The 25580-nt window shown below is 53.1% G+C and carries 23 protein-coding genes; 10 read left to right on the top strand and 13 right to left on the bottom strand.

Annotated features, from left to right (window positions below; genetic code table 11):
- Positions 1-28: 28 nt before the first annotated feature.
- Positions 29-1672, bottom strand: a complete 1644-nt coding sequence (gene fumA, locus QWJ20_RS06530) for a class I fumarate hydratase FumA (RefSeq protein WP_095701723.1) — start codon at positions 1670-1672, stop codon at positions 29-31.
- Between the two features lie 319 nt (positions 1673-1991).
- Here fumA and QWJ20_RS06525 point away from each other — a divergent pair, with 319 nt between their 5' ends.
- Positions 1992-2156 (top strand): hypothetical protein, encoded by a 165-nt coding sequence (locus tag QWJ20_RS06525; protein ID WP_157910747.1) that lies wholly within the window; start codon positions 1992-1994, stop codon positions 2154-2156.
- Between the two features lie 5 nt (positions 2157-2161).
- On the opposite strand, the gene QWJ20_RS06520 is transcribed toward QWJ20_RS06525, so the two are convergent.
- Positions 2162-3040 (bottom strand): LysR family transcriptional regulator, encoded by an 879-nt coding sequence (locus tag QWJ20_RS06520; protein WP_095701724.1) that lies wholly within the window; start codon positions 3038-3040, stop codon positions 2162-2164.
- A gap of 105 nt (positions 3041-3145) precedes the next feature.
- Between QWJ20_RS06520 and QWJ20_RS06515 the strand changes: the two genes are divergently transcribed.
- The gene (locus QWJ20_RS06515; protein WP_039485099.1) at positions 3146-3616 is read left to right on the top strand and encodes a multidrug/biocide efflux PACE transporter; all 471 of its coding nucleotides are present in this window, start codon (positions 3146-3148) and stop codon (positions 3614-3616) included.
- Positions 3617-3639: 23 nt separating this feature from the next.
- Here the strand turns inward: QWJ20_RS06515 and QWJ20_RS06510 are convergent, their stop codons facing one another.
- Both QWJ20_RS06510 and QWJ20_RS06505 read right to left on the bottom strand, forming a co-directional pair.
- Positions 3640-4302 carry a DNA-3-methyladenine glycosylase family protein gene (locus tag QWJ20_RS06510; protein ID WP_433992124.1) on the bottom strand — a complete coding sequence of 221 codons (663 nt, stop codon included), beginning with the start codon at positions 4300-4302 and terminating at the stop codon, positions 3640-3642.
- A gap of 182 nt (positions 4303-4484) precedes the next feature.
- The gene (locus QWJ20_RS06505) at positions 4485-5264 is read right to left on the bottom strand and encodes an L-threonylcarbamoyladenylate synthase (RefSeq protein ID WP_174868681.1); all 780 of its coding nucleotides are present in this window, start codon (positions 5262-5264) and stop codon (positions 4485-4487) included.
- A gap of 279 nt (positions 5265-5543) precedes the next feature.
- Here QWJ20_RS06505 and ada point away from each other — a divergent pair, with 279 nt between their 5' ends.
- Together ada and alkB are read left to right on the top strand one after the other, a co-directional pair.
- Entirely contained in the window at positions 5544-6677 is a 1134-nt protein-coding gene (gene ada, locus QWJ20_RS06500) for a bifunctional DNA-binding transcriptional regulator/O6-methylguanine-DNA methyltransferase Ada (protein WP_433992123.1), read from the top strand.
- Entirely contained in the window at positions 6674-7330 is a 657-nt protein-coding gene (gene alkB, locus QWJ20_RS06495) for a DNA oxidative demethylase AlkB (RefSeq protein ID WP_433992122.1), read from the top strand. Before ada ends, alkB begins: the two co-directional genes overlap by 4 nt.
- An 80-nt stretch (positions 7331-7410) precedes the next feature.
- On the opposite strand, the gene QWJ20_RS06490 is transcribed toward alkB, so the two are convergent.
- The 6 genes from QWJ20_RS06490 to QWJ20_RS06465 form a co-directional block, all read right to left on the bottom strand.
- On the bottom strand, positions 7411-8940 hold the full coding sequence (locus QWJ20_RS06490) for an FAD-dependent oxidoreductase (RefSeq protein ID WP_433992121.1): 1530 nt from the start codon (positions 8938-8940) through the stop codon (positions 7411-7413).
- A gap of 67 nt (positions 8941-9007) precedes the next feature.
- Positions 9008-9355, bottom strand: a complete 348-nt coding sequence (locus QWJ20_RS06485) for an FMN-binding protein (protein ID WP_433992120.1) — start codon at positions 9353-9355, stop codon at positions 9008-9010.
- A gap of 84 nt (positions 9356-9439) precedes the next feature.
- Positions 9440-10816: an MFS transporter gene (locus QWJ20_RS06480; RefSeq protein ID WP_433992119.1), complete on the bottom strand. Its 1377-nt coding sequence runs from the start codon at positions 10814-10816 to the stop codon at positions 9440-9442.
- On the bottom strand, positions 10817-11779 hold the full coding sequence (gene nrfD / locus QWJ20_RS06475; RefSeq protein ID WP_433992118.1) for a cytochrome c nitrite reductase subunit NrfD: 963 nt from the start codon (positions 11777-11779) through the stop codon (positions 10817-10819).
- Positions 11772-12470, bottom strand: a complete 699-nt coding sequence (locus QWJ20_RS06470; RefSeq protein WP_433992117.1) for a 4Fe-4S dicluster domain-containing protein — start codon at positions 12468-12470, stop codon at positions 11772-11774. Before QWJ20_RS06470 ends, nrfD begins: the two co-directional genes overlap by 8 nt.
- Positions 12471-12998: 528 nt before the next feature.
- Entirely contained in the window at positions 12999-13964 is a 966-nt protein-coding gene (locus QWJ20_RS06465) for an alpha/beta hydrolase fold domain-containing protein (protein ID WP_433992116.1), read from the bottom strand.
- 402 nt (positions 13965-14366) lie between these two features.
- On the opposite strand from QWJ20_RS06465, the gene QWJ20_RS06460 reads away from it, so the two are divergent.
- The 6 genes from QWJ20_RS06460 to QWJ20_RS06435 all read left to right on the top strand — a co-directional run bounded on the left by QWJ20_RS06460 (position 14367) and on the right by QWJ20_RS06435 (position 22045).
- Entirely contained in the window at positions 14367-15266 is a 900-nt protein-coding gene (locus tag QWJ20_RS06460) for a LysR family transcriptional regulator (RefSeq protein WP_433992115.1), read from the top strand.
- Positions 15267-15556: 290 nt separating this feature from the next.
- Positions 15557-16771: a D-mannonate dehydratase ManD gene (gene manD / locus QWJ20_RS06455; RefSeq protein ID WP_039283781.1), complete on the top strand. Its 1215-nt coding sequence runs from the start codon at positions 15557-15559 to the stop codon at positions 16769-16771.
- A gap of 44 nt (positions 16772-16815) precedes the next feature.
- Positions 16816-17838 carry a Zn-dependent oxidoreductase gene (locus QWJ20_RS06450; protein ID WP_433992114.1) on the top strand — a complete coding sequence of 341 codons (1023 nt, stop codon included), beginning with the start codon at positions 16816-16818 and terminating at the stop codon, positions 17836-17838.
- A 212-nt stretch (positions 17839-18050) separates the two neighbouring features.
- Positions 18051-19421, top strand: coding sequence for an MFS transporter (locus QWJ20_RS06445; protein ID WP_039484935.1), 1371 nt, complete (start codon positions 18051-18053; stop codon positions 19419-19421).
- 273 nt (positions 19422-19694) lie between these two features.
- Positions 19695-21161, top strand: coding sequence for a mannitol dehydrogenase family protein (locus QWJ20_RS06440; protein WP_433992113.1), 1467 nt, complete (start codon positions 19695-19697; stop codon positions 21159-21161).
- A gap of 197 nt (positions 21162-21358) precedes the next feature.
- Positions 21359-22045 carry a GntR family transcriptional regulator gene (locus tag QWJ20_RS06435; RefSeq protein ID WP_433992112.1) on the top strand — a complete coding sequence of 229 codons (687 nt, stop codon included), beginning with the start codon at positions 21359-21361 and terminating at the stop codon, positions 22043-22045.
- A 66-nt stretch (positions 22046-22111) separates the two neighbouring features.
- Here the strand turns inward: QWJ20_RS06435 and QWJ20_RS06430 are convergent, their stop codons facing one another.
- From QWJ20_RS06430 to QWJ20_RS06420, 3 genes are read right to left on the bottom strand one after another with little or no spacing between them, the layout of a single operon-like run.
- On the bottom strand, positions 22112-23473 hold the full coding sequence (locus QWJ20_RS06430) for an esterase-like activity of phytase family protein (protein ID WP_433992111.1): 1362 nt from the start codon (positions 23471-23473) through the stop codon (positions 22112-22114).
- 33 nt (positions 23474-23506) lie between these two features.
- Positions 23507-24847, bottom strand: coding sequence for a phospholipase D-like domain-containing protein (locus QWJ20_RS06425; RefSeq protein ID WP_433992110.1), 1341 nt, complete (start codon positions 24845-24847; stop codon positions 23507-23509).
- A complete protein-coding gene (locus QWJ20_RS06420; RefSeq protein WP_433992109.1) occupies positions 24840-25523 on the bottom strand; it encodes a MotA/TolQ/ExbB proton channel family protein in 684 nt (227 codons plus the stop codon). Before QWJ20_RS06420 ends, QWJ20_RS06425 begins: the two co-directional genes overlap by 8 nt.
- Between the last annotated feature and the right edge of the window lie 57 nt (positions 25524-25580).

Below are 25580 nucleotides of genomic sequence, written 5' to 3'. Positions count from 1 at the left end.
CCGACCCTCTAATGACTACAGGACGTAGTTAACCGCATTTCACGCACTTGGCGCTCTGAATCACCTGGAAGAAATCATTGCCTTTATCATCGACCAAAATAAAGGCTGGGAAATCTTCGACTTCGATTTTCCAGATCGCTTCCATGCCCAGTTCCGGGTATTCCACGCAGGTCAGGCTCTTGATGCTGTTCTGCGCCAGAATCGCTGCTGGGCCGCCGATACTGCCGAGGTAAAAGCCGCCGTGTTTATGGCACGCGTCGGTGACCTGCTGACTGCGGTTGCCTTTCGCCAGCATGATCATGCTGCCGCCGTTGGCTTGCAGTAAATCAACGTAGGAATCCATGCGGCCAGCGGTGGTTGGGCCTAACGAGCCGGACGGGTAGCCTTCTGGCGTTTTCGCTGGGCCTGCATAGTAAATCGGGTGATCTTTGATGTACTGCGGCAGGCCTTCGCCGTTATCCAGACGCTCCTTCAGCTTGGCGTGAGCAATGTCACGACCCACGATGATGGTGCCGGTCAGCGAAAGACGGGTGGATACCGGATACTGTGACAGCGTTTTCAGGATCTCAGCCATCGGACGGTTCAGGTCGATTTTAACCGCATCGCCTTCACCCGTTTCACGCAGATGTTCAGGAATATATTTACCCGGATTCTGCTCTAACTGCTCCAGCCAGACGCCCATGCGGTTGATCTTGCCTTTGATGTTACGGTCAGCGGAACAGGACACGCCCATACCGACCGGACAAGATGCGCCGTGGCGCGGCAGGCGGATAATCCGCACGTCGTGCGCAAAGTATTTACCGCCAAACTGTGCGCCCAGACCCAGATCGCGTGCAGCTTCCAGAATCTCTTGTTCCAGCGCGACATCGCGGAATGCCTGACCGTGCTCGTTGCCCTCGGTCGGCAGCTCGTCGTAGTACTTGGTTGACGCCAGCTTAACGGTTTTCAGCGTGGTTTCTGCTGAGGTGCCGCCAATGACAAACGCGATGTGGTACGGCGGGCAAGCCGCGGTGCCCAGCGAGCGCATTTTCTCGATCAGGAAGCTTTTCAGTTTACCCGGCGTCAGCAGCGCTTTGGTTTCCTGATACAGGTAGGTTTTGTTGGCTGAACCGCCACCTTTGGTGACGAACAGGAATTTATAGTCTTTGCCTTCGGTGCTGTAGAGGTCAATCTGCGCGGGCAAGTTGGTGCCGGTGTTGACCTCTTGATACATATCCAACGCGGCGTTCTGCGAGTAGCGCAGGTTGTCTTCAATGAACGTGTTGTACACACCTTTGGACAGCGCTTCGGCATCATTACCGCCCGTCCAGACGTTCTGGCCTTTTTTACCGACGATGATCGCCGTACCGGTATCCTGACAGGTCGGCAGAATGCCCTTGGCGGAAATTTCTGAGTTGCGCAGGAATTGCAGAGCAACGTATTTATCGTTTTCGCTGGCTTCTGGGTCGTGAAGAATATCGGCAACTTGCTGCTGGTGAGCGGGGCGAAGCATGAAAGAGGCATCGTGGAAGGCTTGCTGCGCCAGAAGGGTCAACGCGGCTGGATCGATCTTCAGGATGTCCTGACCTTCAAATTGCGCGACAGAGACAAAGTCGGTGCTCAACAGGCGATATTCGGTGTCATCTTTACTGAGTGGAAACGGATCTTGGTAATAGAAGGGTTTATTCGACATTTTTTTCTCACTTGCAATTGCATCAATTAGTAAATTTTCACCTTATAGGATTCAGCATCTTATTATTAAGGCGTATTACTGCAGCACTACAGGGATGTCTCGAATACAAAAGTAGTAATCACCATAATAGTATGGTTTTTTGTCGGGAAGTACTACTTTGGTACATCACAATAATAATGATGTCGTGCATTATTTTCTCTGTGACTGACGAGCGAAGCCGCCGCACGGCTCGGGTTTCCGCGGACAGGCAACTCAGGAAAATGCGTATGGTTTAGCGTGAAAATATTTCTCTTTTAATTGGCTTAATTAAGTAAAGTAAATGGTGGAATTAAAAACAATAACCATTTCATCTTTAATGTTATTCGTTGGCGATATAAAGAAACTGTTATTGGTTTTTTATCGCTTCATGGAAAAACAGGCCGATCACCAAAGCCACGGCGCGGTGACAGAGGTGATGACGGATGTGATGTTGCCAATACAGTGACGGCGTTATGGCGGCGTAGTCTCTTGTTGGGCAAGGAGATTGTCGATCATCCACAGCCCTGCCGGACCGGGCGGATGGGGTTTGGACCAGACAACGTCCACGTCAATCCACTGCGGCCAGCCCGTGACAGGCAGCTCCACCAGTTTCCGCTGATCGTATTGCGCCACCAGCCAGCGTGGCAGAATGCTCCAGCCGTGCCCCTGCTGCGCCATTTCCAACAGCATCAGGTAGGACGGCGCAGACCAGACGATCCCTTCCGGTTGCAGCCGATCGCTGCGTTTATAGGTATTGAGATAGAGCTGGCGGATTGTCGCCAACTGGCTGCGCGTTACGGTTTTTTCCGTTGCGAGCGGGTGCGCTGCCGACACAAAGATGGCCATGTCGGTTTTGACCTGCAAACGCGCGGCGGCAATGTCGGGCGGATAATCCGCCTGAGCGCGCACTAGCCCGACATGCGCACGGTTTGTTTGCAGCAGATCGATCACGTCATCGCCTTCTGCAATCAGGCATTCAAATTCAATATCAGGAAAATGATGGGCGAAACGCTGAAGCACGGGTTCGTAGTGGGGCGCTTGCCAGATATCGGACAGCACAAACGTCAGGCGGGGTTCTATATGGTCGGCCAGACGGATCGCCAGCCCATCCAGTTCTTCGCTGGCGGATAAGATCGCCTGTACGTGGGAAAGCACTTTTCTGCCTGCCAGCGTGAGCACCGGCTGGTGGCCGGATCGATCAAACAGCGTCAGCCCCAGATCGGCTTCCAGATTGGCGATGGCCGCGCTGATCGTGGACTGGCTTTTATGCAATCGTCGTGCGGCGGCGGAAAACGAGCCCGCATCAACGGTGGTCACAAAAGCCAACAGGGATTCCGGTGAATATCGCATCGTACCTCTATCGTTTTTATCGATGGAATCTAACTGTACTCTACCACCTTATGCGATGAAAATAGCCGCAGTCAGAACCAAACAATGAATAAAAGTGAATGTGCTATGCAAAACAAAACCAACAAAACGTTACGTGAACGTGTGTACCATGCGGTGGGCTTTGAGCTAATCGCGTTGACGATCTGTGCGCCAGCGGGTGCCTGGCTGCTGAATAAGCCGCTGTTCGATATGGGCGCATTGGCGATCATGCTGTCCAGCGTCGCGATGATCTGGAATATGATCTACAACTCAATATTCGATCGCCTATGGCCAGCGGATCGTGTTAAGCGTCGGCTGCCGATTCGTATCGCTCATGCGCTGGGGTTTGAAGGCGGCTTTATCCTGATCGGTCTGCCGCTGGCGGCGTGGATGCTGAACGTCACGCTGTGGCAGGCGCTGATGGTGGAGATCGGCTTCTTCCTGTTCTTCCTGCCGTACACCGTGGTGTACAACTGGGCTTACGATACGCTGCGGGAACGCATTATGAACCGCCGCCATCACGCTCAGCAGGTTTCAGCCAGTTCTCGTCTGCGCTAATTTGTCTGTGTTAATTCCGCGCGTTACCGGTGTGTCAGCTTAAAGCTCTGATACGCCGGTAGTTCAAGCGAACGCCATAAATACCAGGATGCCACCGTGCGATAAGGCTGACAGTGCAGGCTCAGTGCCTGTAACTCGCGCGGTTTCGGCATGTCCTGCAAATCATAAACGTAGCGTAGCCCCTGCCGAATACCGAGATCGTCGAGCGGCATGATGTCGGTGCGTTCCAGCGAATAAATCAAAAACATTTCGACCGTCCAGCGCCCGATCCCCTTGAGCGACGTCAGTTGCTGAATGAGCGTGTCGTCATCCCTCTCTGCGGCCTGTTCGAGGCTGGGCACCAGACCGCTCAGCGCACCTTGTGCGATGCCATGCAGCGTATCCGCTTTACGGGCGGAAAAACCGCACTGTCGCAGTGTGTCGGTGGAACAGGCCAGTATCTGTTCCGGGGTAGGGAAGACATCGCCATGTATCCGCAGGAGTTTCGCGACCATCGCATCCCCAGCACGCGTCGTTAGCTGCTGATAGGCAACGGCACGCATCAGCGCTTCATAGGGTTCCCGATGCGGCGCGGTCTGATGGCGACAGTCGCCAATTTGTTCGATCAGGCTGGCCCAGTGCGGATTGATGGCGCTGAGATGGGTTTTGGCGAGCTGCGTGAAATCCGACGGCGAGTGGGATGGCATAAACGGCTTCCGTGATGAGAACGCAAAGGACAGAAAACGAGCATAGGAGATTGCCGCATAGCGCGCCATGTGGGAAGACGATTCGAATGAAAAAGCAAGCCGTGCCGATGGTGATGATACGTAGTAGTGGGAACTGCCGGAGGAGGGGATATTTCAGCGGCAGGCTATGCCGCTGTTACGCGTTAATAATACTCGCCGTGGCGATAGTCCCAGGTGGTGAAGGTGTCAGACAGTAGCGACATCACCTTGTCCACATCCAGCCCCTTGCGTATCAGCGCCGGGCACGGATATACGCTCCGTCTCCCTTTCTGTTCCGGTATCAGCTGACCTTCCGTATCCACCATCGACACCATCACGCCTTGCTCGTAGCGTGTGTCATGGGATTTATTCGGCTGGATAGATTTCACGTAATCGTCGGCTTCGATAATCAGATCGGCAAAGGCACTGATCCGTTCACCGATCCCCTCCACCTCGCCCCGATTGCCTTTGCCTGACGGATTGGCTGAGCTGGCAAAGGTTAATTTACCGTACTTTTCCCACAGCTCCTGCGTGAGAATTTCGCTCGGTTTACCGAACTTAATCACGAAACAGCTGGTTTTGCGATCGTCCATCATCAGCGCTTTCGAGCCGTCTTTGGGGATACGCACTAATGCGCTGTCGTGCCAGGGAAGGATGCAGCCCAGCAGCACGTCGGCATCCCAATGGCGTTGATATAATTGTTCGATTTCTGGGTTTAGCTGCGCCAGCGCTTTCAGCTGCGCGATGGATCCACACAGCACGACGCCCGGCTTGCTTCGGCTGCGCTGTTTGGCGTCAAATTTGCGCTCCAGCCCGGCCTTATCTGAAGCCATGATGATGTAACCCACCTTGGTGGGCGAAACGATGATTCCCCCACCGCGTGACATAATCTGCACCGCATCGCCATGCAAACCGCCATTCCAGTGAACTTTACTTCCACTCATGTTGCCTCCTGATTGCTGAGAAAAAGCTGAGTCTCACCGTGTACCATTTATTCGCATCACAGATTTGTTCAAAAAGTAACCGATAATGTCGGCGGAAATATCAACATCGGGATGATCCGAATGAAAAAGCAAGAGTTGAACGTGTGCGTAAGGTCGCTCTGGTTTAGCGTTAGCGCATGGCGTTGCTTTTAGTTGTATCAAGATGGGCAGTAGTATCAAGACTGACAGTAATATTAAGGCTGGCAGTCAGACTGAGATTGGAATGAGGTTGAGGTGCCTATGATGCGTAACGATACACCGTTTCAGGATGCCGACTCGCGCTGGCAGGCGGTGGTGACGCGTAATCAAGCGGCTGACGGCTGCTTTATCTATGCGGTGAAAACCACGGGGATTTACTGTGCGCCCTCCTGTGCATCACGCCAGCCCCGGCGTGAAAATGTGGTGTTCTTCGCGACGACCGACGAGGCGCAGGCGGCGGGTTTCCGCCCCTGTAAACGCTGCCGTCAGGGAACACTTTCGCGGCAGGAACAGCAGGCGCAGCAGATTGCCCAAGCCTGCCGGATGATTGAGCAGTCGGAGCATCAGCCGACGCTGGCGGTGTTGGCTCAGGCCGTGGGGATAAGCGCGTTCCATTTTCATCGCGTGTTCAAAACCATAACCGGTCTGACGCCAAAGCAGTATGCCAGCGCCCATCGTCATCGGCAGCTACGTGAACAGTTGGCAGATAGCGGCACGGTGACTGCCGCAATAGCAGCAGCGGGCTATGAGGCCAGCGGACGCTTTTATGCCGAAGCGGGCGCGCATTTAGGGATGACGCCGACGGCGTTTCAGAACAAAGGAAAAGGGATGACGATCCGCTTTGGCATTGGCTGCTGCTCACTCGGCGAGGTGCTGGTGGCAGAAAGCGAGAAAGGGATCTGCGCGATCCTGCTGGGAGACGATCCTGAACCTCTGCTCCATGCGCTTCAGGAGATGTTTGCCAACGCACAGCTGGTCGGCGGCGATGTGGCGTTTGAGCAACGGATGGCGCAAGTTGTTGGGTTTGTCGACGATCCGACTATCGGGTTGACGCTGCCGCTGGATATTCGCGGCACGGCATTCCAGCAGCGAGTCTGGCAGGCGCTACGGGCGATTCCGGCTGGAGAAACGCTGAGCTATCGTGATGTCGCTGAGCGCATTGGATCGCCGGCCGCCGTGCGCGCGGTTGCGGGGGCCTGTGCGGCAAACCGGCTGGCGGTCGCGATTCCCTGTCATCGCGTGGTTCGGCATGACGGCGCACTGTCAGGCTATCGCTGGGGCGTTGTGCGTAAACGCGCCCTGTTGGAGAAAGAATTGGTGGATAAAGAGCAGTTGGACAAAGAACTGCTGGAGAAAGGGCAGGCCGTACATCTGCAAGGGGAATCGTCATCGTGAATTTTGATTTATTTGCCGATGAAGCGCCGCGCCGTTGGACGGAAACGCTGGCACCGGGGGCGGTCATTCTGCGTGGTCGCGCCTATGACGATGCTCCGGCGCTGCTTGCGGCGCTGAAAGCTGTCACTGCGCGAGCGCCGCTGCGGAATATGATCACGCCGGGCGGATTTGTGATGTCGGTGGCGATGAGCAACTGCGGGCCGCTCGGTTGGGTGACGGATGAACGCGGCTATCGTTACACCGCACACGATCCGCTGAGCGGAGAGGCGTGGCCCGCGATGCCGGAGGTTTTTTCCCGACTGGCGAAGCAGGCTGCGAGCGAAGCGGGTTTTGTCGATTTTGAACCGGATGCTTGTTTGATAAATCGCTATGATGTCGGCACGCGTATGTCTCTGCATCAGGATAAAAACGAGCGGGATTTTCACCAGCCTATCGTGTCCGTCTCGCTGGGGCTCAGCGCGATGTTCCTGTTTGGCGGCATGGCGCGTAGTGATAAAGCGCAGCGTGTGCCGCTCACTCATGGTGATGTGGTGGTCTGGGGCGGTGAATCGCGGCTCTATTTCCACGGTATTCTGCCGTTGAAAAGCGGCAACGTGCCGGAAGGGATGTCTGACGAATGCCGTTTTAACCTGACGTTTCGTCAAGCTGGATGAGGGGAACCACAGGGATGATTCCCCTGTGGTCGCCCCGTGTATCTCGATGCTCAAACGATCTTAGGCTTAAGCGCTAGCGCTTATTTCTTGCTGAACTTCATATAATCAAGGGCGCTTTCTGCCGCGATACGACCTGAGTTGAGCGCAAAGCCAAACGTGCCGCCGCCTAACAGCAGGTCATAGGTGTCGCCATACATGCCAGCAGCATCATTACCCGTGACGTACAGACCCGGAATGACTTCTCCGGATTTATCTATCGCCTGCATTTTCTCGTCGATCTTCACGCCGCCTAATGTGCCCAGCGCGGCCGGTTGCATTCTCACCGCATAGAACGGACCGATTTTGACCGGACGCAGGTAATCCATGTTTTTGTTAAACACCTCATCCCGCTTTTGCGTCGCAAATTTGTTGTTTTCTTCCAGCGTATTCTTCAGCACGCTCGCATCAACGCCCATCTCTTTTGCCAGCCCGTCGATGGTGGCTGATTTGAAGACGAAGCCGCGATTTTTCTGACTTTCCTTCGTAAATTCGCTATCAAATTTCGTCAGCTTGGTATTGGCGATCACCCATTCGCCAATCGGCACGTCAATGCCGTCTTCGACGTAATGCTTACGGGATGTCTCGTCAAAAATGGAGTACATGATGCCGCCCGCTTTTGACAGCGCATTGCCGGAGTGTGGCCAGATGATGACGTTGGATTCATCGGTAAAGCGGCGGCCGTGTTGGTCAACCCACAGATAGGGCTGACGCGCGGCGGCCAGCAGGTGAGAGTTCGGAGCGTAGTCTGGCAGGCCGGGGCGATAGGCTTGCAGCAGGCCCAAGCCGTCCGGTTTGGCACCGGCTTTCCAGGCCATATTAATCCCGTCGCCGTCTTTACCGACGTTACCGACCATGATGGTATCGGGGAAGGCGGCGTATTTTTGCAGCATCTCTTTATTGTTGGCATAGCCGCCAGTCGCGATGATGACGGCCTTGGCGTCTATCTGTACGGTGTTGCCTTCGCTATCTTGCGCGATAACGCCGGTGACTTTGCCGTCTTTCACGACCAGATCTTTACCCGCCATTTTCACCAGCGTGGTGACATCCATGCTTTTAAACTGCTCGTGGAATGTCTTGATCAGGTGGCGTCCGTGGCCGGGGCCGTCGATCACATGCCAGGTCAGCATGCCTCCAGGGCCGCCGGGGCCGATGTATTCAAACTTGATACCTTTCGATTTCACCCATTCAATTGTGTCCGCAGAACGGTTGACGAAAGCGCGCACCACGAAGGGATTAGCCATCCAGTGGCTGTAATCCATGATGGTCTTAAAGGCCATATCAGGCGTGACCACAATCCCCTGACGTTTCTGCAGGCTGCTGTTGGCGGCGAAGATGCCTTCGGCAAAGTTACCCGTGCCGCCAACGATCGGTTGTTTTTCCAGTAAGACGATTTTCGCGCCTTTCTCTGCGGCGGCCATCGTTGCCGACGTGCCTGCTGCACCCGCGCCGATAATAACGATATCCGCGCTTTTTGGGATTTCCGGCTTTGCCGCGTCCGCCGCCTGTGCGGTAGACCAGCTCATCATCGAGAGACAGAGCGTCGCGAGTACACTTTTTCTGAAGCGTTTCATGATGTTTTCCTTAATGTTATTCGTATTCTTACAATGCAGTCGTGCTGCGCGTGGAGAACCAACGGGATTAATTCGCTTTAGCCTGTGAGTACGCGTCTTCTGCCGCTTCTTTCACCGCACCGCTGGTCATCGTGGCACCGGACACGCCATCAACCTGAATGCTCTGCTTTTCGGTCATGGTTTTTGCGAGTTCGATGGCGGCTTCCCCGCCGACTTCCGGCGTTTCTTCCGGGGCATCAATCGTCGATTTAAGGACTTTCCCCTGCGCATCGATATCGAGCGTAACGGTGACGTCCCCGCCGATACCCTGTCTCGCGGCGGAATAGGTGCCAGCTTTAAAAGTCCCTTCTTGCGCAACTGCGGTTCCCATTGCGAATAACAGGCAGAGTGGAAGAATTCCTGAGCAGATTTTCATATCAATAGTTCCAGTAGTTTTTGAATGAATACGGTGAATCACAAATCTATTTCCCATAAATCACGTTATCGCCCATAAATAACGCTATCTCCCATGAATAAAGTGATAGCCGTCGTCGTTATTGAGGGGCTTGAATATCAGGCAGCAAATGGGTAAACCAATGCCGAGTAATAAAAACAACAGGCTGAAAGCGTTAAGGTTGAAGAGAATTTCAAACTGAGAAAGAAAACGTAATATCGGAAACGTCAGCGTCATACTGAGCATGACGGAAAGTAATTGGCTAATGGTCAGCAGATTATTACCGCTGTGATAGGTGCTGTTATTCAGGTTGCTAAAGGCCAGCGTGCCTGCTGCTGAATATAAGGTTGAAATCAGCACGCCTAACAGCAGGGCGATGATGCCGATGAGCAGCATCGATTTCTCTTGTACGGCGACGCTCAGGGCGAGGATACACAGCGACGTGATGCTGGTTGTCAGCATCAACAGCCGACGGTAGCCAATATGTTTGACCAATGGCTCGAACAGCAGTTTTGACAGCAGTGCGCCGCTGGAAAAGAGCAGTAAAATCAGGCTGGTTTCCGCGGGTTTACAGGCCAGCGTCGTTTGCAGCATTAACGACAGCACGACGGGCGTCGATGCCAGGAGCGTGCGCGTCGCGATGCCGCCAATAACGCCGACAGAAAAGGTTCTGATGCCAAACAGGGCACGAGGGAATAATGCCGTCTCTGCGATGAGATGCTGCCGATAATAAATAAATACCAAACCCAGCGTGCTGCAAGACAGAAATAGCATGACGAACGTTGGCAATATATTTTTCGTGGCGGTGGTTAACATGAAGGCCACGAGAAATAACATCAAAATGGGAAAGACGACTTCATAGGCACCTGTGCGGGTTGTCTCTTTTATGGCAGCAACAGGGATATATTTAGTTGCCAGAAAAAAGCAGAGTAAAGCCAGCGGGATATTAACGAGGAAAATAGCCTGCCATGAGAGAAAGCTAACCAGAATATTGCCGAAAACGGGGCCGGTCAGGGTGCCGAGTAATCCCAATAAGGTCACCCGATTCAGGAAGCGTAATTTCAGCTTCTGCGGCGTGGTGCGCAATATCACGGTTCTGATGATGGGCAGCATGAGCGCACCGCCGATGCCTTGAATAAAGCGGAAAACGCTTAAGCTGCCGAGTGTGGTTGCCGTCATGCACAGCAGCGATCCGAGCGTGAAAATGGCGATCGCGATCTGGTAGGTTTTCCGTTCCCCTAGCCGTTCCGCCAGCCAGCTATTGGCCGGCGTAAATGCGACGACCGTGACAATGTAGGCGATCACAATCGCTTCCATATGCAACACCGGCTGGTGTAACGACTGCGCGATGGCAGGAATGGCGACATACACCATGGTGGTATCCAGGGATTGCATGAAAAAGGTAGCCGATGCAATCCAGAATAAGACCCATGACGTGTTCATTCAGGCCACCGTCATTTGTCCGGCATAAAGCACGAACAGTCGTAGCAGGAACACGCCGAACAGGCTCATGGCGGCTAACGTAATCAGCTGGCCTTTGCCGGAATGAGCAGAAGGCTTGCGCCCCTGATTGGCAATGAATGGGATCACAATGCCGATGCCGATAATGCCAATCCAGAATACACCGCCCCAGAAACCCGACAGTGCGGTCTGTGCGGCGACAACCTTTTGCCCGCCGCCAAGCAGCAGCCCGATAAAGAACGCGAACAGCAGGAACAGCTCGGCATACACCACTGGCGTTTCCACGCGGTGGATAAAATGCAGGGAGCGTGAATGCCCCGACGTATTGCGCCCCCATGCACTGGCCAGCAGCATGACAGCAATGCCGGAGGTGGTGCCGGATACCAGAAACAGGACGGGCAGAACGGGGTTATTCAGTAACGGGAACGATTTCAGCGCAGACAGTAGAAAGCCGGTGTAGCAGCCGAGCAGGATCGCCAGCACCAGCAGCAGGTTTTCAATCATCGCCGCTTTTTTGACGATCATCGCCGTTAACTTACGCGCTCGCGCAGCCAACGCGGGCCGGTGCCAGACGGTCTCAAGATGCGTCAGCCATCCGTCATGATAAAGCGTGATGATCCATAACAGCATCACGACGAAATACACCTGAAAGAGCATCACACCAAGCGACATGATGGAGGTCGGGTTGTAAAAAACCATCAAATACCAAAAGGTCAGCGGTCGAGTCAGGTGAAAAATCAGAATTACCAGCCCGAGAATGACGGCGAGTGGTGCCACGATGGCCGTGGCTTTGATGACAAGGTTACTGCCGCGATATTCGCTGGGAACGTAGTGCCTGAGGAGCATCGAGAGCGACACCATGCCCGCCGAAATGCCGACCAGAAGAAGATAAACGGCGATGGGCCAATCCCATACCAGCGTGTCGAACGTGAAGGCATTATGCATTGTCGATTTCTCCTCGTTTCCCCGGCATGCGGTAGAGCTGGGGTTCTGTGCCCAAATAGACCTTGGAGCGGTAGGTCGCGTTGCTCGCGATCATCTTGGCAATGTTGCTTTCAGGATCGTTGAGATCGCCAAATACCAAGGCTTTAGTGGGGCAGATTTCGACGCAGGCGGGCTGCTTTCCGGCGGCCAGATTGGTTTCCCGACAAAAGTTACACTTGTCTGCCGTCTTCGTGACTGGGTTGATGAAACGCACATGGTAAGGACACGCAGCAATGCAGTAGCGGCAGCCCACGCAGCGTTTATCGTTGACGTCGACGATACCGGTGAGCGCGTCTTTGAAGGAGGCTCCCGTTGGGCAGACCGCAACACAGGGCGGGTTCTCACAGTGCTGACAGGATTTACGGAAAAATTGCTTAATGGCGCGCGTCTTCTCGACGGCGGGAATATCGACGGTTTGCAGTATATCCAGCCGGGTTACGCCATCGGGCACGTTATTGGTCTCTTTACAGGCCTTGATACAGGCTTTGCAACCGATACAGCGCATTTCGTTATGCAATAAGCCATATTTAACGGCTAATTTACCCTGCGTTTTTTCGGGCTCATTTTGCGCTTGTGCGAGACCGATATGCCCACTAATGGCAATCGTACCTCCCATATAGGCAATAAAACGACGGCGAGATAATTCTTCCATATTATAAATCTTCACATTGGGGTGATAGCCGCGCGAACGCTAGATAGTAGTAATCCAGCAATAGCGTTAATATTTCGCAGTGTGGCGCTAATAGGAGTAATGCTTCATTATTACGATGGGAATAATAAGTAGGCCACGTTGTTATTGTGGTTTATTGGAACATGGGGATTAAAGGTTAAGTGTGCGGTTGGTCACGTTTATTTTTTTGTAGATCCATATATAACAAATGTCGATTTGTTATAAATGCCATTTTATTGTGCTAGTTATTTAGAATGTGATTTTTATGAATTTCTCATTTTATGGGAATGCGTTTCTGCTATGGTTTTTTATCAGATTATTTTTCAGAGAGCGATAAGTGTGAAGAATTGATGTGTATCAGATTACGTATTTTTTATGTGAGGATAAATGGGGGAGGGAATGGATAGTTCTATTTTTTTGCAACAAATAAAAAACGTTAGCATTTATTTTACGCTAACGTTTATGCAACATAAATAATAAGAAATCTATTCTATAGATTTTAAACCGGCATCAGGGTTTTAGGTGCTTATCAAGAAAACGGACGGTAATCTGCATGATTTCCGGTTGCAGCCAATGCGGCCCGCCGTGCTCGGCACCTTTGACGCTGTAGTAGGTGGATTCAATATTTTTCGCCGTCAGAGCCTGATGCAGTCTCTCGGTCTGGCGTGGAGAAACCGAGGTATCGTTTGTGCCGTGCATAATCAGGAACGGAGGTGTGGCGCTGCTGATAAAGTTAATCGGGTTGGCCGCTGCTGCTTTGTCGGGATAGCGAGTAATCGCGCCCCCTTCATTAAATACTGCGGTGCCGTTGACCCAGATAGCTTCTGTCGCGGAAGGTGATGCGTGTTTCTGAACGACATCGTCAGGGAAGCCTTCGCCGACGAGTGTCAGGTCGGATAGGCCATAAAAATCAATCACCGCTTGAACATCGCTGCTTTGATCGAGGTTATCGCCTTTGTCATAGTTTTTTGAGCCATTTGTCGTCCCGGCAAAGGCGGCCAGATAGCCCCCAGCAGAGGCGCCGAAAACCGCAGCGTGTTGGCCGTCGATACCAAATTTTTTCGCATTAGCGCGCAGATAGCGAATGGCGGATTTTACATCTTCCAGCGGCGAGGGGAAAAGCACGGTAGGCGCGACACGGTATTCCATACTGGCAACCACATAGCCCGCTTCGGCAATGTTGAGGCGTTGTTGCAGGTAATTATCTTTATTGGCATTAACGAATCCGCCGCCGGTAATGAATAATACGACGGGAAGTGCGTTTTTCGCTTCAGGCTGAAGGATATCCATTTTTAATGCGACGTTAGGATAGCCGCGCACCGATACCTGAGAATAAACGACGTCAGAGATTAATTTCACCGAGGTGGTTTCCTGCTTTACGGTGATTTCATGTTGGTTCTGTGCCGCATTGATTGCGCTGGAACTCATCATCGTGAGTGAGGCTAATACTATTTTGGCTGTTTTCGGATAGTGCATACTTTCAGTCCTTTGTTAGAAGCATGTAAATCAGAGAGGTTTGTGAAGAACGATGTTGTGTTTGTAAAAATAATATTAAAAAATCTTTAATAATATGGGGTGTACTGTCTTAAGCTAATAAATTATTTCCTTCTTGATAATAAGTTGACTATATCTACCATTAACGCTATTTCTCATGAATTAAATGTGCATCTAATCACATTTGATTATTTACAAGCCCTTATAATTGTTATTATAGCTGGTTATACTCGTCATACTTCAAGTTGCATGTGCGTTGGCTTCATTCGGTCACCCGAATCACTTACTTTAGTAAGCTCATCGGGATTCCTTCATTTGCCGCCTGCCTGAAACTCGAATTATTTAGAGTATATAAACGAGGCAGTTGATGCGTAATATAAAACAATGTTCAGTATAAAGCGTGTGATTTATTATCAGGAACTCATCCGGGTCGGGAGTTTCACGAAAGCGGCGAAGGCGCTGAATATCTCTCAGGCTTTCTTGTCGCAGGAGATCGCGCGACTGGAGCTTGAAACGGAAAGAAAACTGATTAACCGCACCACCCGGCAGTTTTCTCTGACGCCCTTCGGGAAGATCTTTGCTGACAAAATTCAGGGGATGATTAAAGAACATTATGAGCTGGAACAGTTCGTCAGCAGCTATGAGGAAAGCACGGATGGCGCGCTACTGGTTGGCGTGATTCCGATTTTTAATCGTCTGGCTCACTACAATATGTTTAACCTGTTTCAGAAAGCCTATCCCAATATCGATATCTCTTTCATTGACGGCGTCAGCACCGATTTACTGGAAAGGGTGCGCAATGGTGAGATCCACCTGTCTTTCTCGACGCCTTTTGATGAGTACCTGAACGATCCGTTGTTTCATCACACCATTTGTCAGATCGATGACATTGTTGCGGTGATGGCAAGGTCGCACCCGCTTGCCGACAGCAAGACGCTCAGCTTGCCGCAGATGGTAAAAGAAAAGCTGATCGTGCCGCAGAAAGGGACGGGGGAGCATGCCGCGGTTTCCAAATCCTTCACTCAACAGGGCATCAACCCCAGCTACTTTCGCGAATGCAGTAACATGGACATCCTTATGGATCTGGTGATTAACCTGTCCGGCGTGGTCTTCCTCTGTTCGTCTGTTGCCAAAAGCCTGACCGCTTACGACGTCGCGGTTATTCCGCTGGAAGAGCAACTGAAAAGGACTTTCGCCATTAGCTATCTGAAACGCAGCACGAACATTCCCATGGTGCGCCTGTTTCTGGATTTCCTGCAAGACTACAGCGAGTCCGTCCGGTAGGGCATCTTCCTTGTTATGAAGGTGCGGATAGCCAGCGCGTGTACCGTAACGGAGAACGTGCTCCGTGTGCGTCCAATCTCCGAGCATTGACCGCACAAGTCGCCACCTGTCTTTTATCTCCCCACGTTTTCTCCCCTCAACGCACCTCGGTTTCTCTTCCTGACCTTCATGGGTTTTAGATAAATGTTGCAAATGTGAATAAATGTGAGGTGATTCAAATTATCTCGATTAATATACTTGTATGGTAGTCAGCATAAACGAATGGCTACATGCACAGAAGGATAAGTAACGTGAAGATTGTCAGCGCTGAAGTGTTTGTCACCTGCCCGGGGCGAAACTTTGTCACCCTGAAAATTACGACAGATAGCGGATTAACCGGCCTCGGCGATGCGACGCTCAACGGGCGTGAGCTGCCGGTCGCCTCTTACCTCAAAGATCATGTGTGTCCGCAGCTGATTGGCCGCGATGCGCACCAGATCGAAGATATTTGGCAGTATTTCTACAAAGGCGCGTACTGGCGTCGTGGCCCGGTGACGATGTCTGCCATTTCGGCAGTCGACACCGCGCTGTGGGACATCAAGGCCAAAGCCGCCAACATGCCGCTCTACCAACTGCTGGGCGGCGCATCGCGCACGGGCGTGATGGTGTATTGCCACACCACGGGCCACTCTATCGATGAAGTGTTGGATGATTACGCCAAGCATCGCGATGAAGGCTTCAAGGCGATTCGCGTACAGTGCGGCGTGCCGGGTATGAAAACCACTTATGGCATGGCGAAAGGCAAAGGGCTGGCGTATGAGCCGGCGACGAAAGGTAACTTGCCAGAAGAGCAGCTGTGGTCGACGGAGAAATATCTCGATTTCACGCCTAAGCTGTTTGAAGCGGTGCGCGACAAGTTTGGCTTCAACGAACACATGCTGCACGACATGCACCACCGCCTGACGCCGATTGAAGCGGCGCGCTTTGGTAAAAGCATTGAAGACTATCGTCTGTTCTGGATGGAAGACCCAACGCCTGCGGAAAATCAGGAGTGCTTCCGTTTAATCCGTCAGCACACGGTTACGCCGATTGCGGTGGGTGAAGTCTTTAACAGCATCTGGGATTGCAAACAGCTGATCGAAGAACAGCTCATCGACTACATCCGCACCACGATTACCCACGCGGGCGGGATTACTGGCATGCGTCGCATCGCCGACTTTGCTTCGCTCTATCAGGTGCGCACCGGTTCACACGGGCCGTCGGACCTGTCGCCTATCTGCATGGCGGCGGCGCTGCATTTTGACCTCTGGGTGCCAAACTTCGGCGTACAGGAATACATGGGTTATTCGGAGCAAATGCTGGAAGTGTTCCCGCATAACTGGACATTCGATAACGGTTACATGCACCCAGGCGAAAAACCGGGGTTAGGCATCGAGTTTGATGAAAAGCTGGCGGCCAAATACCCCTATGACCCCGCTTATCTCCCGGTTGCCCGTCTGGAAGACGGCACATTGTGGAATTGGTAAGGGTGGAACTGGTAAGAGTGGAATAGGTAATCAGAGGCCAAAATATGAAAAGCATTGTGATACAGCAGCCGAATACGCTGGTGATTGACGAACGTCCTATTCCGCAGCCAGCGGCAGGTGAAGTTCGGGTGAAGGTCAAGCTGGCCGGTATCTGTGGCTCGGACAGCCACATCTATCGCGGGCATAACCCTTTTGCCAAATACCCGCGCGTGATCGGGCATGAATTCTTCGGCGTGATTGAGGCGGTGGGTGAGGGCGTGGAGGCATCCCGTCTGGGTGAACGCGTCTCGGTCGATCCGGTAGTGAGCTGCGGCCACTGCTACCCTTGCTCAATCGGTAAGCCGAACGTCTGTACTTCGCTGGTGGTGCTGGGTGTGCATCGCGACGGCGGGTTCAGCGAGTACGCTGCCGTACCGGCGAAGAACGCGCACATCATCCCGGATGAGATCCCTGATGAGTTCGCCGTGATGGTCGAACCCTTCACGATTTCCGCCAACGTGACTGCACAGGTGAAGCCGACGGAGCAGGATGTCGCCCTGATTTATGGCGCGGGCCCGATGGGGTTGACCTCGGTTCAGGTACTGAAAGGCGTGTTCAACGTGAAGGAAGTGATCGTCGTCGATCGTATTCCTGAACGTCTGGATATGGCATTACGCAGCGGAGCGGACAGGGTCATCAACAACGCCTCGCTGTCATTAAAAGACGAACTGGACGCGCTGAATATCAAGCCTACGCTGATTGTTGATGCCGCCTGCCATCCGTCTATTTTGCAGGAAGCGATTACGATTGCTTCTCCTGCGGCACGCATCGCCATCATGGGCTTTTCCAGTGAGCCTTGTCAGGTCAGCCAACAGGGGATAACCAGCAAAGAGATCTCCATTTTCTCATCGCGCTTGAATGCCAACAAATTCCCTATCGTGATTGAGTGGCTGAAAGCGAAACGTATCGATCCAGCAAAACTGATTACCCATCGGTTTGATTATCAGCAGGTGGTACAGGCGATTGAGGTCTTTGAAAAAGATCAAAAACGCTGCTGTAAAGTCCTGCTGACGTTTAATGATGAATGACGAGTATAAATATCTTTATTAACAACAGGGGATATATAAAAGGAAAAACTATATCGACTACAGAATAATATAATGATTCCTTTGAAGTAATTATTTCTCTCTTAATCACTCCAGACCATCAATAACGGGCTGGAGTGGATTGCGACACCATGATGAACGGTAATTTTACTTACTGTGCTCTACCATAATTACAAATCGTCGAGAGTATATATATGAATACGCAAATCGCATCTGGACAAGATAAGCCTGTAAGAAGTACCTCTGATTTAGTCAAGGCGGCGGTGTCCGGCTGGCTGGGCACCGCATTAGAATTTATGGATTTCCAACTGTATTCGCTCGGTGCGGCATTGGTCTTCCATGAAATATTCTTCCCTGAACAATCGGCGGCAATGGCGCTGATTCTGGCAATGGGAACCTACGGTGCGGGCTATGTTGCACGTATCGTCGGTGCCTTTATTTTCGGCCGTATGGGGGACTCCATCGGCAGAAAGCGCGTGCTCTTTATCACCATTACCATGATGGGGATCTGTACCACGTTAATTGGCGTGCTACCAACCTACGCACAGATTGGTATTTTCGCGCCAATCTTGCTGGTGACCTTGCGTATTGTGCAGGGGTTAGGGGCGGGCGCTGAGATTTCCGGTGCCGGTACCATGCTGGCTGAATACGCGCCGAAAGGGAAACGCGGGATTATTTCCTCACTGGTTGCAATGGGCACTAACTGCGGCACGCTCAGTGCTACGGCTATCTGGGCCGTTATGTTTTTTGCCCTCTCAAGAGAAGAATTACTGGCGTGGGGCTGGCGTGTACCGTTCCTGGCCAGCGTAGTCGTGATGATCTTCGCGATCTGGCTGCGTATGAACCTGAAAGAAAGCCCGGTTTTTGAAAAAGTGAGTAATGATGTCTCTGGTACTGAAGAGCCGTCACCTGCTCTGGTGGTTGAGCAAAGCGAGCAAAAATCAGTACTGTCCATGTTCAAAAGCAAGGCGTTTTGGCTGGCAACGGGATTACGTTTCGGACAGGCGGGAAATTCAGGGTTAATTCAGACCTTCCTCGCGGGATATTTAGTCCAAACACTCTTGTTCAATAAATCTATTCCGACCGATGCATTGATGATCAGCTCCATTATTGGTTTTATCACGATTCCATTATTAGGATGGCTCTCGGATAAAATTGGTCGCCGCGTACCGTATATTATTCTGAATATATCGGCGATATTATTAGCCTACCCAATGCTCTCTCTTATTGTCGATAAAGAGAATAGCGTTAACGTGATTGTCGTCAGCATTATCATTATTCATAACTTCGCGGTGCTGGGATTATTTGCGCTGGAAAATATCACCATGGCGGAAATATTCGGTGGACGTAGCCGCTTTACGCAAATGGCGATTGCCAAAGAAACCGGTGGCCTGGTTGCTGTTGGTTTTGGTCCGGTGTTAGCGGGTATTTTCTGCAACATGACCGGTTCCTGGTGGCCGATTGTCGTGATGATGATTGTTTATTCTGTGATCGGTTTATTTGCGGCTATCTGTATGCCAGAAGTGAAAGACCGTGACTTGGATGAATTAGACGACGCGGTATAACAGAACACCACAGCGCTCCTGTTTGCGGAGCGAAAACGGGGGTAATGGGATAGAAGAGTAAAGCGTTTGCGCCATGGACAAAAACGTCAGGAACGTTTTTGAACGTCGCTAGCGACGGCCCTGAAAGGGGGAATCTCAGGGATGAGATTCATATTCGCGCAATCCGAGCGTACAGGGATGTATTCACAGCGTCTTTACGATCTACCCATTATCCCCGTTCCTCTCAGGTTTCCAGCAGTTGACGTATTTTTGAATCACCTATCAGGGATAACGATGAGTATCAGTGAATTTTCTACTCTTAAACCGCAGGTTGTGGTGCCGCGTTACAACCGCAGCCAGCTAAAAACACGTATTGCGCATATTGGCTTTGGCGCATTCCACCGGGCGCATCAGGCAGTCTGTGCCGATAAACTGGCGGCGGAGCACGGTAGCGACTGGGGTTATTGCGAAATCAACCTGATTGGCGGCGAGCAGCAGATTGAAGCCATTCGCCAGCAGGATTTGCTGTGGTCGGTTTCCGAAATGGCGGACAGCGGCTGGAATAGCCGGGTCATCGGCGTAGCAACCAGCGCGCTGCACGCGGAAGTCGAAGGCATCGACGCAGTGCTGGAAGCGCTAAGCGCGCCGGATATCTCCATTGTGTCGATTACCGTCACGGAGAAAGGCTATTGCCACCATCCGGCGACGGGACAGTTAAATAGTGAACATCCGCTGATTTGCCACGATCTGGGGTTACCCGCAGAACCACGCTCCCTGCCCGGTGTGATTCTGGCTGCCATCAAACGCAGACGGGAACGTCAGTTACCGGCATTCAGCGTGATGTCCTGCGACAATATGCCAGAAAACGGGCACGTCACGCGCAACGTGATCGTGCAACTGGCCGAGCTGCAGGATATCGAACTGGCGCGCTGGATTGAACAGCACGTCACCTTTCCGTCCACGATGGTGGACAGGATTGTTCCGGCTATCACCGAGGAAACGTTGGAAACGATTCAGGGGCAGCTGGGCGTCGTCGATCCCGCGGGCATTGCCTGTGAACCGTTCTTCCAGTGGGTGGTTGAAGATAACTTCGTCAACGGTCGTCCCGCATGGGAAAAAGCGGGCGCGGAGCTGGTACAGGATGTCCTGCCGTTTGAGGAAATGAAGCTGCGTATGCTGAACGGCAGCCACTCGTTTCTGGCGTATTTGGGCTACCTTGCTGGCTATCAGCATATCAGCGAGTGCATGCAGGACAGCGACCTGGTCGCGGCGGCGCATCACCTGATGTTGCGTGAACAGGCTCCGACGCTGCGTATACAGGGTGTCGATCTCGCGGCCTATGCGGATGCACTGCTGGATCGCTATCGCAACCGTGCGTTAAAACACCGCACCTGGCAGATTGCGATGGACGGTTCGCAAAAACTGCCACAGCGTATGCTGGATTCGATCCGCTGGCATCTGGCACGCGGCAGCCGTTTTGATGCGCTGGCGCTCGGCGTGGCGGGATGGATGCGCTATGTCGGCGGCGTGGATGAACAAGGAAAACCGATTGAAATCAGCGATCCACTGAAAGCGCTGATCGCTGAAACGGTGCAACATAGCCCGGAAGGTGAAAGCCGAGTCGCGGCACTGCTGACGCTGACGGCGATTTTTGGTGAGGACTTACCGAAGAACCCTGTCTTTGTCGATGTGGTGACGCAGCACTACCTGTCGCTGTTAGCGAAGGGCGTGAAGGGCACATTGCAGGATACCTGCTGGTAGGATGAAAGCGCGACGGCGGCGGCCGTCGCGTAACTGCATTCGATATCTGTGAATCATAAAGCAGCACAGGATGAGGCGAGTGTCGACGATGCCTTGCCCTGTGTCCCCGAACTCACCACGACAGGCGTTGTAACACTGACACTCACCGCGCTAAGCGTGTATCATAAGCGGTAAATTTCTCGGGTAAGCACAGCGGCATGGACACCTCTTTTCAGATCAACAACAACGAACCAGTCAACCAGCAAATTTATCGCGTACTGCGCAAAGACATTGTGGAATGCAATATTCCGCCGGGTAAACTGTTGTCTGAAAAAGAAATTTCTGTGCGTTTTGACGTTTCCCGCCAGCCGGTCAGAGAGGCTTTTATCAAGCTGGCAGAGGCCGGACTGGTGCAGATCATGCCGCAGCGCGGCACGTTTGTGATGAAGATCTCCGAACAGCGCGTAGCGGATGCCCGCTTTATCCGTCAGGCTCTGGAATGCGCTATTGCGCGCCGGGCGGCGGAAATGGTGACGGAAGAACAGCTGCTGACGCTTGAGCACAACTTACGCCGTCAGGAACTGGCCGCGCAGAATGATCAGGTACGCGAGTTTCTCAGCCTCGATGACAGCTTCCATCAGCTTCTGACGCAGATTGCCAACTGTCCGCTGGCGTGGGAAACCATCGAATCGATTAAAGCGACGATGGACCGCGTGCGTTTTCTCAGCCTGAGCCAGGTTTCACCGCCGCCCAGCCTGATTCAACAGCACTACCTGGTTTTTAGCGCCCTGAAAGCACGCGATCCTGACGCCGCAGAAAAAGCGATTCGTGAGCATTTGCAGGAAATGATCTATTCGATCACGCCGATTGCGCAACAGAATAGCGACTGGTTCGAGCACGCCTGATCGCGCTAACCTGAGTACGTTGAATAGTGGCTTCCCCGTCTCCGGTGGAAGCCATTTTACAGAAGATTACTTGAGCGGTTGTGGCATGGTAATCACCCACAGTTCATTATCGGCTTCTGGCTTCTCCAACGGTTTGATGGCTAACGTCGTCTCGACCGCCTTGCCATCGCGCGTCAGTTTTCCATCGGCAGTAACCTGATAGTCGTCCGCCTTATCTTTTGCTTTCACTGGGGATTGCAGCATGGATTGCAGGCCAAAGTCGTTGTCATTAATGACGGCCAGCGTTTGCTTATCGACCAGCGCCAGACCTTCCACTTTCTCCTGCTGCCAGCCGAGCTTACGCAGATCCACCAGCTCCTGCTTGCTCGCCAGCGTAATGCCGCGTTTTTCCAACTGGGCGAGATCGTCAAATTCCGGCGACTTACCGTCAGCATCGAACGGTGTCAGGTCGCTCGCCTTGCTGAGATCGACCAGATAGATGCGGTTCTGCATTTGCTTGTCTTTATCCGCGCCTTGCTCGACCAGCAGAATGCGCTGATTATCCAGCGCCACGATATCGCCGATCTTGGCATCCTTCGCTTTCTTATAGCTGTCGATATTGATCGGGTAGCCCAGCATGCGGCTGGTTTTGGTTTCCGGGTTAAACATCACCAGACGCGTAAACTGCGCTTTGTTTTTGCTTTTGCCGTCGATATCCAGCGTGCTTTGCACGGCCATGACGATTGTGCCGTCCGGCAGGCGGGTCAGCCCTTCAAAACCCCGATTCGGCTGACGCCACTTGATGATATTCGGTAAACCGCTGGCGACTGAATGCTCGCTGCCCGCAGGCGTCGGCCCGAATTTTTGCAGAATCTTCCCGCTGGCATCAACGTGAATCAGGAACGGGCCGTATTCGTCACTCAGCCAGAAGCCGCCTTTGCCGTCCGGCGTAATTCCTTCGGTGTCCAGCCCGCGCTGGCTGGTGCTGAGCGGTTGCAGTGCATCGTTCAGCGCCACTTCGTTGGTGGTGCCGATAACGTCTGCGGGCAGCGGCAGGCCGGTGATATTGCCCTCCGCATCGTGCAGCGGACGAGCGTTGATCGCCTCGGCGGCTTTCGCGCTGACCCGAATATCCATCATCAGCGGCGCGTAGTCAGGGCTGGCGAAAATCTTGGCCTCTTTCTCGCCGACCAGCGGTGCATCGGCATTCGGGCCGCGATCGGTGACGGTGGTGAACATCAGATCGTCGCCCTGTTTACCGGTGAAATAGAGGCCGGAGCCAATACCGACAGGCAGACCGTTGGGGAAGTTCTGGGCGAATTTACCCTGATACGCAACGCGTTCGCTGGCTGGGAAGGTGACGATATAGCGCGTCACTTTTTCTCCTGCGGCCTGAACGCTGAACGGCAAAAATCCGGCAACCAGCAGTGCTAACAACGTGTGTTTCATGCTATTCCCCATCAAATGTCATTCTGGTGGTGGCTACGGTGCGTTGACCGCGCCGCCTGTCGTGGACGAAGGGCTGGTTTCCTTCACCTTATCTTTCTCTTTCATGCCACCCGGATCGGGCCGCGGGTAATCATAATCAATGCGCAGAGGATGCGCGTACTCGCTGTTCCACAGTTGTGTATAGAGCATGTCTACCCGCTGCGCCATCGCTGGGTTCTGAATTACCATCTCCAGATTGCGCGAGTTATCCAGATAGCCGCCGCTCCAGTTGCTGGTGCCAATCCAGGCTTTCTTGCCGTCGATGGTCATGATCTTACTGTGGATCACGCGAGCAAAAGGAATGAAGCCGCTGCTGGCTTGGGGGATCGACACCGTTTTTATCTGGATGTTGGGTAGCATTGCCAGACTTTTCAGGTAGGCGATATTTGGCATTTTGGTGCTCCATTCGGACACCATCAGCTCGATCTGGACGCCGCGTGCAGCGGCGGTGCGAATTGCGTTATCGATCACCGCGTAGTACGGGCGTGTTTTCTCCGGGCCGTAGGAGAGCGGGACGTAATCCATCACCTGAATACGGACCAACTGCTGGGCTTCGGCCAACAGGCGGGGGAGTTCTTCTTCGGAATCTATCACGCCAGCGGGATTAAACGCTTTGGGGCTGGCAACCAGATAGTTGCCCGAACGGTCAGCGGGTTGCGTTGCGGCGGGCAGCGGCGGAACGGTTTCGCCGTGGGCCAGTCGCGCCTGTGCCTGCCAGTCTTGTTCAAAAATAGCGCTAATCTGAGCTACCACGCGGGGATCGTCGATCAATAATCCCGTTTCGTGAATGTGCTCCAGCGCCCGCCAGTCAAGGTTCTGGCTGCCCATGTAAGCCTGTTTGCCATCAACCAGCAGGTATTTGGCATGCACAATACCGCCGCTCAGGCGTTCAAAGGGAATCACGCGCAGTTCCAGATTCGGAATCGTTTTGAGCTGTTCCAGCGTGTCCTGCGTGGAAATTTTTAGCCCTTTCTCTTCAAGCAGCAGTCGGATTCGTACGCCGCGCTCTCCGGCGGCACGCAGATGCTGCAAGACGGTATCAAAGCGTGTTCCCGCCTGATTGGCGACGTAGAATTGACCCAACTCAATGGTGTGTTGGGCATGATCAAACAGCGATATCCACACCGTATCGCTGGGGCGGAGATCGGGGGCGGTCAGCGTGGTTTCCACCGGGGCGTCATACACTAACTCATAGCCGGGAATGCGATAGCCGCTGGTGCTGGCATCGGCATAGGCTGACGCACTCACAATAAACAATACGCCTCCTGTCAGCAGTGTGTTGATGCAATGTTTCCAGCGTTGCCCCGGATTGATGAAACCACAACGATTAAGCATAGCGCTTCTCCGTCATCGCTTTTTCTGTCACGGCATTGTCCGTTATGGAGTTGTGCGTCACAGCAGAGCCCGCTTTCTGTTGGCGAGTATGAGGCATTCCGGCGCGAATCAGCAGGACTTTCAGCATTTCGTTGATGTGTTCCATCCGGCTTTGCAGGAAATTGTTCCCCAGCAGACAGACCAACGCGATGGCGATGCCCAGTCCGGTGGCGTACAGCGCGGTGCCCATCCCGGCGGAAACCTGGCTCGGGTCGGAGATTCCCGCGGCGGACAGCGCTTTGAAGGTTTCGATAATCCCCATGATGGTGCCGAGCAGCCCCAGTAACGGTGCTGCGGTGACGACCGTTTCCAGAATCCATAGTCCGCGCGACAGCTGCGGCTTACTTTGCAGATACTGTGCGTCGATCAGGTCGTTAAGCGTATCGCGGTTTTCTACCTGATGTGACTGCGCCAGAACGGGTGTCACTGTCGCGATGGGTAGGCTGGGGCGCTGGGTCAGCGCGTCCGGCAGATCGTGAACGTGGCGAATATCCGCCGTCAGCGCGCGTTCCAGCCGTTTGGCCTGCCGACGTGTGTAGGAAAAGTAGAGACTGCGTTCGATGATGATCATCAGGGCGATCACCAGTGAGGCGTACATGACGTAGAAAATAATCTCGTGCAGCATATCGGCGTTCATGGCCTGATCCTTCTGTTGCCTTGTTGGGCGTTGTTTGTGATGAGCGCCAGCGCGGGA

Source organism: Pectobacterium sp. S5 (assembly GCF_051707265.1).
GTDB classification, from domain to species: Bacteria; Pseudomonadota; Gammaproteobacteria; order Enterobacterales; family Enterobacteriaceae; genus Pectobacterium; species Pectobacterium polare.
The sequence above is the reverse complement of the archived record's forward strand: the minus strand, read 5'-3'. Positions and strand labels throughout refer to the sequence as shown.

Excerpts from the sequence above, each read along its gene's own strand:
- QWJ20_RS06460 (WP_433992115.1), top strand. The coding sequence starts at position 14,367 with ATGTTCAGTATAAAGCGTGTGATTTATTATCAGGAACTCATCCGGGTC.
- nrfD (WP_433992118.1), bottom strand. The coding sequence starts at position 11,779 with ATGCATAATGCCTTCACGTTCGACACGCTGGTATGGGATTGGCCCATC.
- QWJ20_RS06420 (WP_433992109.1), bottom strand. The coding sequence starts at position 25,523 with ATGAACGCCGATATGCTGCACGAGATTATTTTCTACGTCATGTACGCC.
- QWJ20_RS06465 (WP_433992116.1), bottom strand. The coding sequence starts at position 13,964 with ATGCACTATCCGAAAACAGCCAAAATAGTATTAGCCTCACTCACGATG.
- QWJ20_RS06480 (WP_433992119.1), bottom strand. The coding sequence starts at position 10,816 with ATGAACACGTCATGGGTCTTATTCTGGATTGCATCGGCTACCTTTTTC.
- QWJ20_RS06450 (WP_433992114.1), top strand. The coding sequence starts at position 16,816 with ATGAAAAGCATTGTGATACAGCAGCCGAATACGCTGGTGATTGACGAA.
- QWJ20_RS06445 (WP_039484935.1), top strand. The coding sequence starts at position 18,051 with ATGAATACGCAAATCGCATCTGGACAAGATAAGCCTGTAAGAAGTACC.
- QWJ20_RS06435 (WP_433992112.1), top strand. The coding sequence starts at position 21,359 with ATGGACACCTCTTTTCAGATCAACAACAACGAACCAGTCAACCAGCAA.
- QWJ20_RS06515 (WP_039485099.1), top strand. The coding sequence starts at position 3,146 with ATGCAAAACAAAACCAACAAAACGTTACGTGAACGTGTGTACCATGCG.
- QWJ20_RS06505 (WP_174868681.1), bottom strand. The coding sequence starts at position 5,264 with ATGAGTGGAAGTAAAGTTCACTGGAATGGCGGTTTGCATGGCGATGCG.
- QWJ20_RS06425 (WP_433992110.1), bottom strand. The coding sequence starts at position 24,847 with ATGCTTAATCGTTGTGGTTTCATCAATCCGGGGCAACGCTGGAAACAT.
- QWJ20_RS06430 (WP_433992111.1), bottom strand. The coding sequence starts at position 23,473 with ATGAAACACACGTTGTTAGCACTGCTGGTTGCCGGATTTTTGCCGTTC.
- fumA (WP_095701723.1), bottom strand. The coding sequence starts at position 1,672 with ATGTCGAATAAACCCTTCTATTACCAAGATCCGTTTCCACTCAGTAAA.
- QWJ20_RS06520 (WP_095701724.1), bottom strand. The coding sequence starts at position 3,040 with ATGCGATATTCACCGGAATCCCTGTTGGCTTTTGTGACCACCGTTGAT.
- QWJ20_RS06485 (WP_433992120.1), bottom strand. The coding sequence starts at position 9,355 with ATGAAAATCTGCTCAGGAATTCTTCCACTCTGCCTGTTATTCGCAATG.
- QWJ20_RS06470 (WP_433992117.1), bottom strand. The coding sequence starts at position 12,470 with ATGGAAGAATTATCTCGCCGTCGTTTTATTGCCTATATGGGAGGTACG.
- ada (WP_433992123.1), top strand. The coding sequence starts at position 5,544 with ATGATGCGTAACGATACACCGTTTCAGGATGCCGACTCGCGCTGGCAG.
- QWJ20_RS06440 (WP_433992113.1), top strand. The coding sequence starts at position 19,695 with ATGAGTATCAGTGAATTTTCTACTCTTAAACCGCAGGTTGTGGTGCCG.
- QWJ20_RS06490 (WP_433992121.1), bottom strand. The coding sequence starts at position 8,940 with ATGAAACGCTTCAGAAAAAGTGTACTCGCGACGCTCTGTCTCTCGATG.
- QWJ20_RS06525 (WP_157910747.1), top strand. The coding sequence starts at position 1,992 with ATGGTGGAATTAAAAACAATAACCATTTCATCTTTAATGTTATTCGTT.
- QWJ20_RS06510 (WP_433992124.1), bottom strand. The coding sequence starts at position 4,302 with ATGCCATCCCACTCGCCGTCGGATTTCACGCAGCTCGCCAAAACCCAT.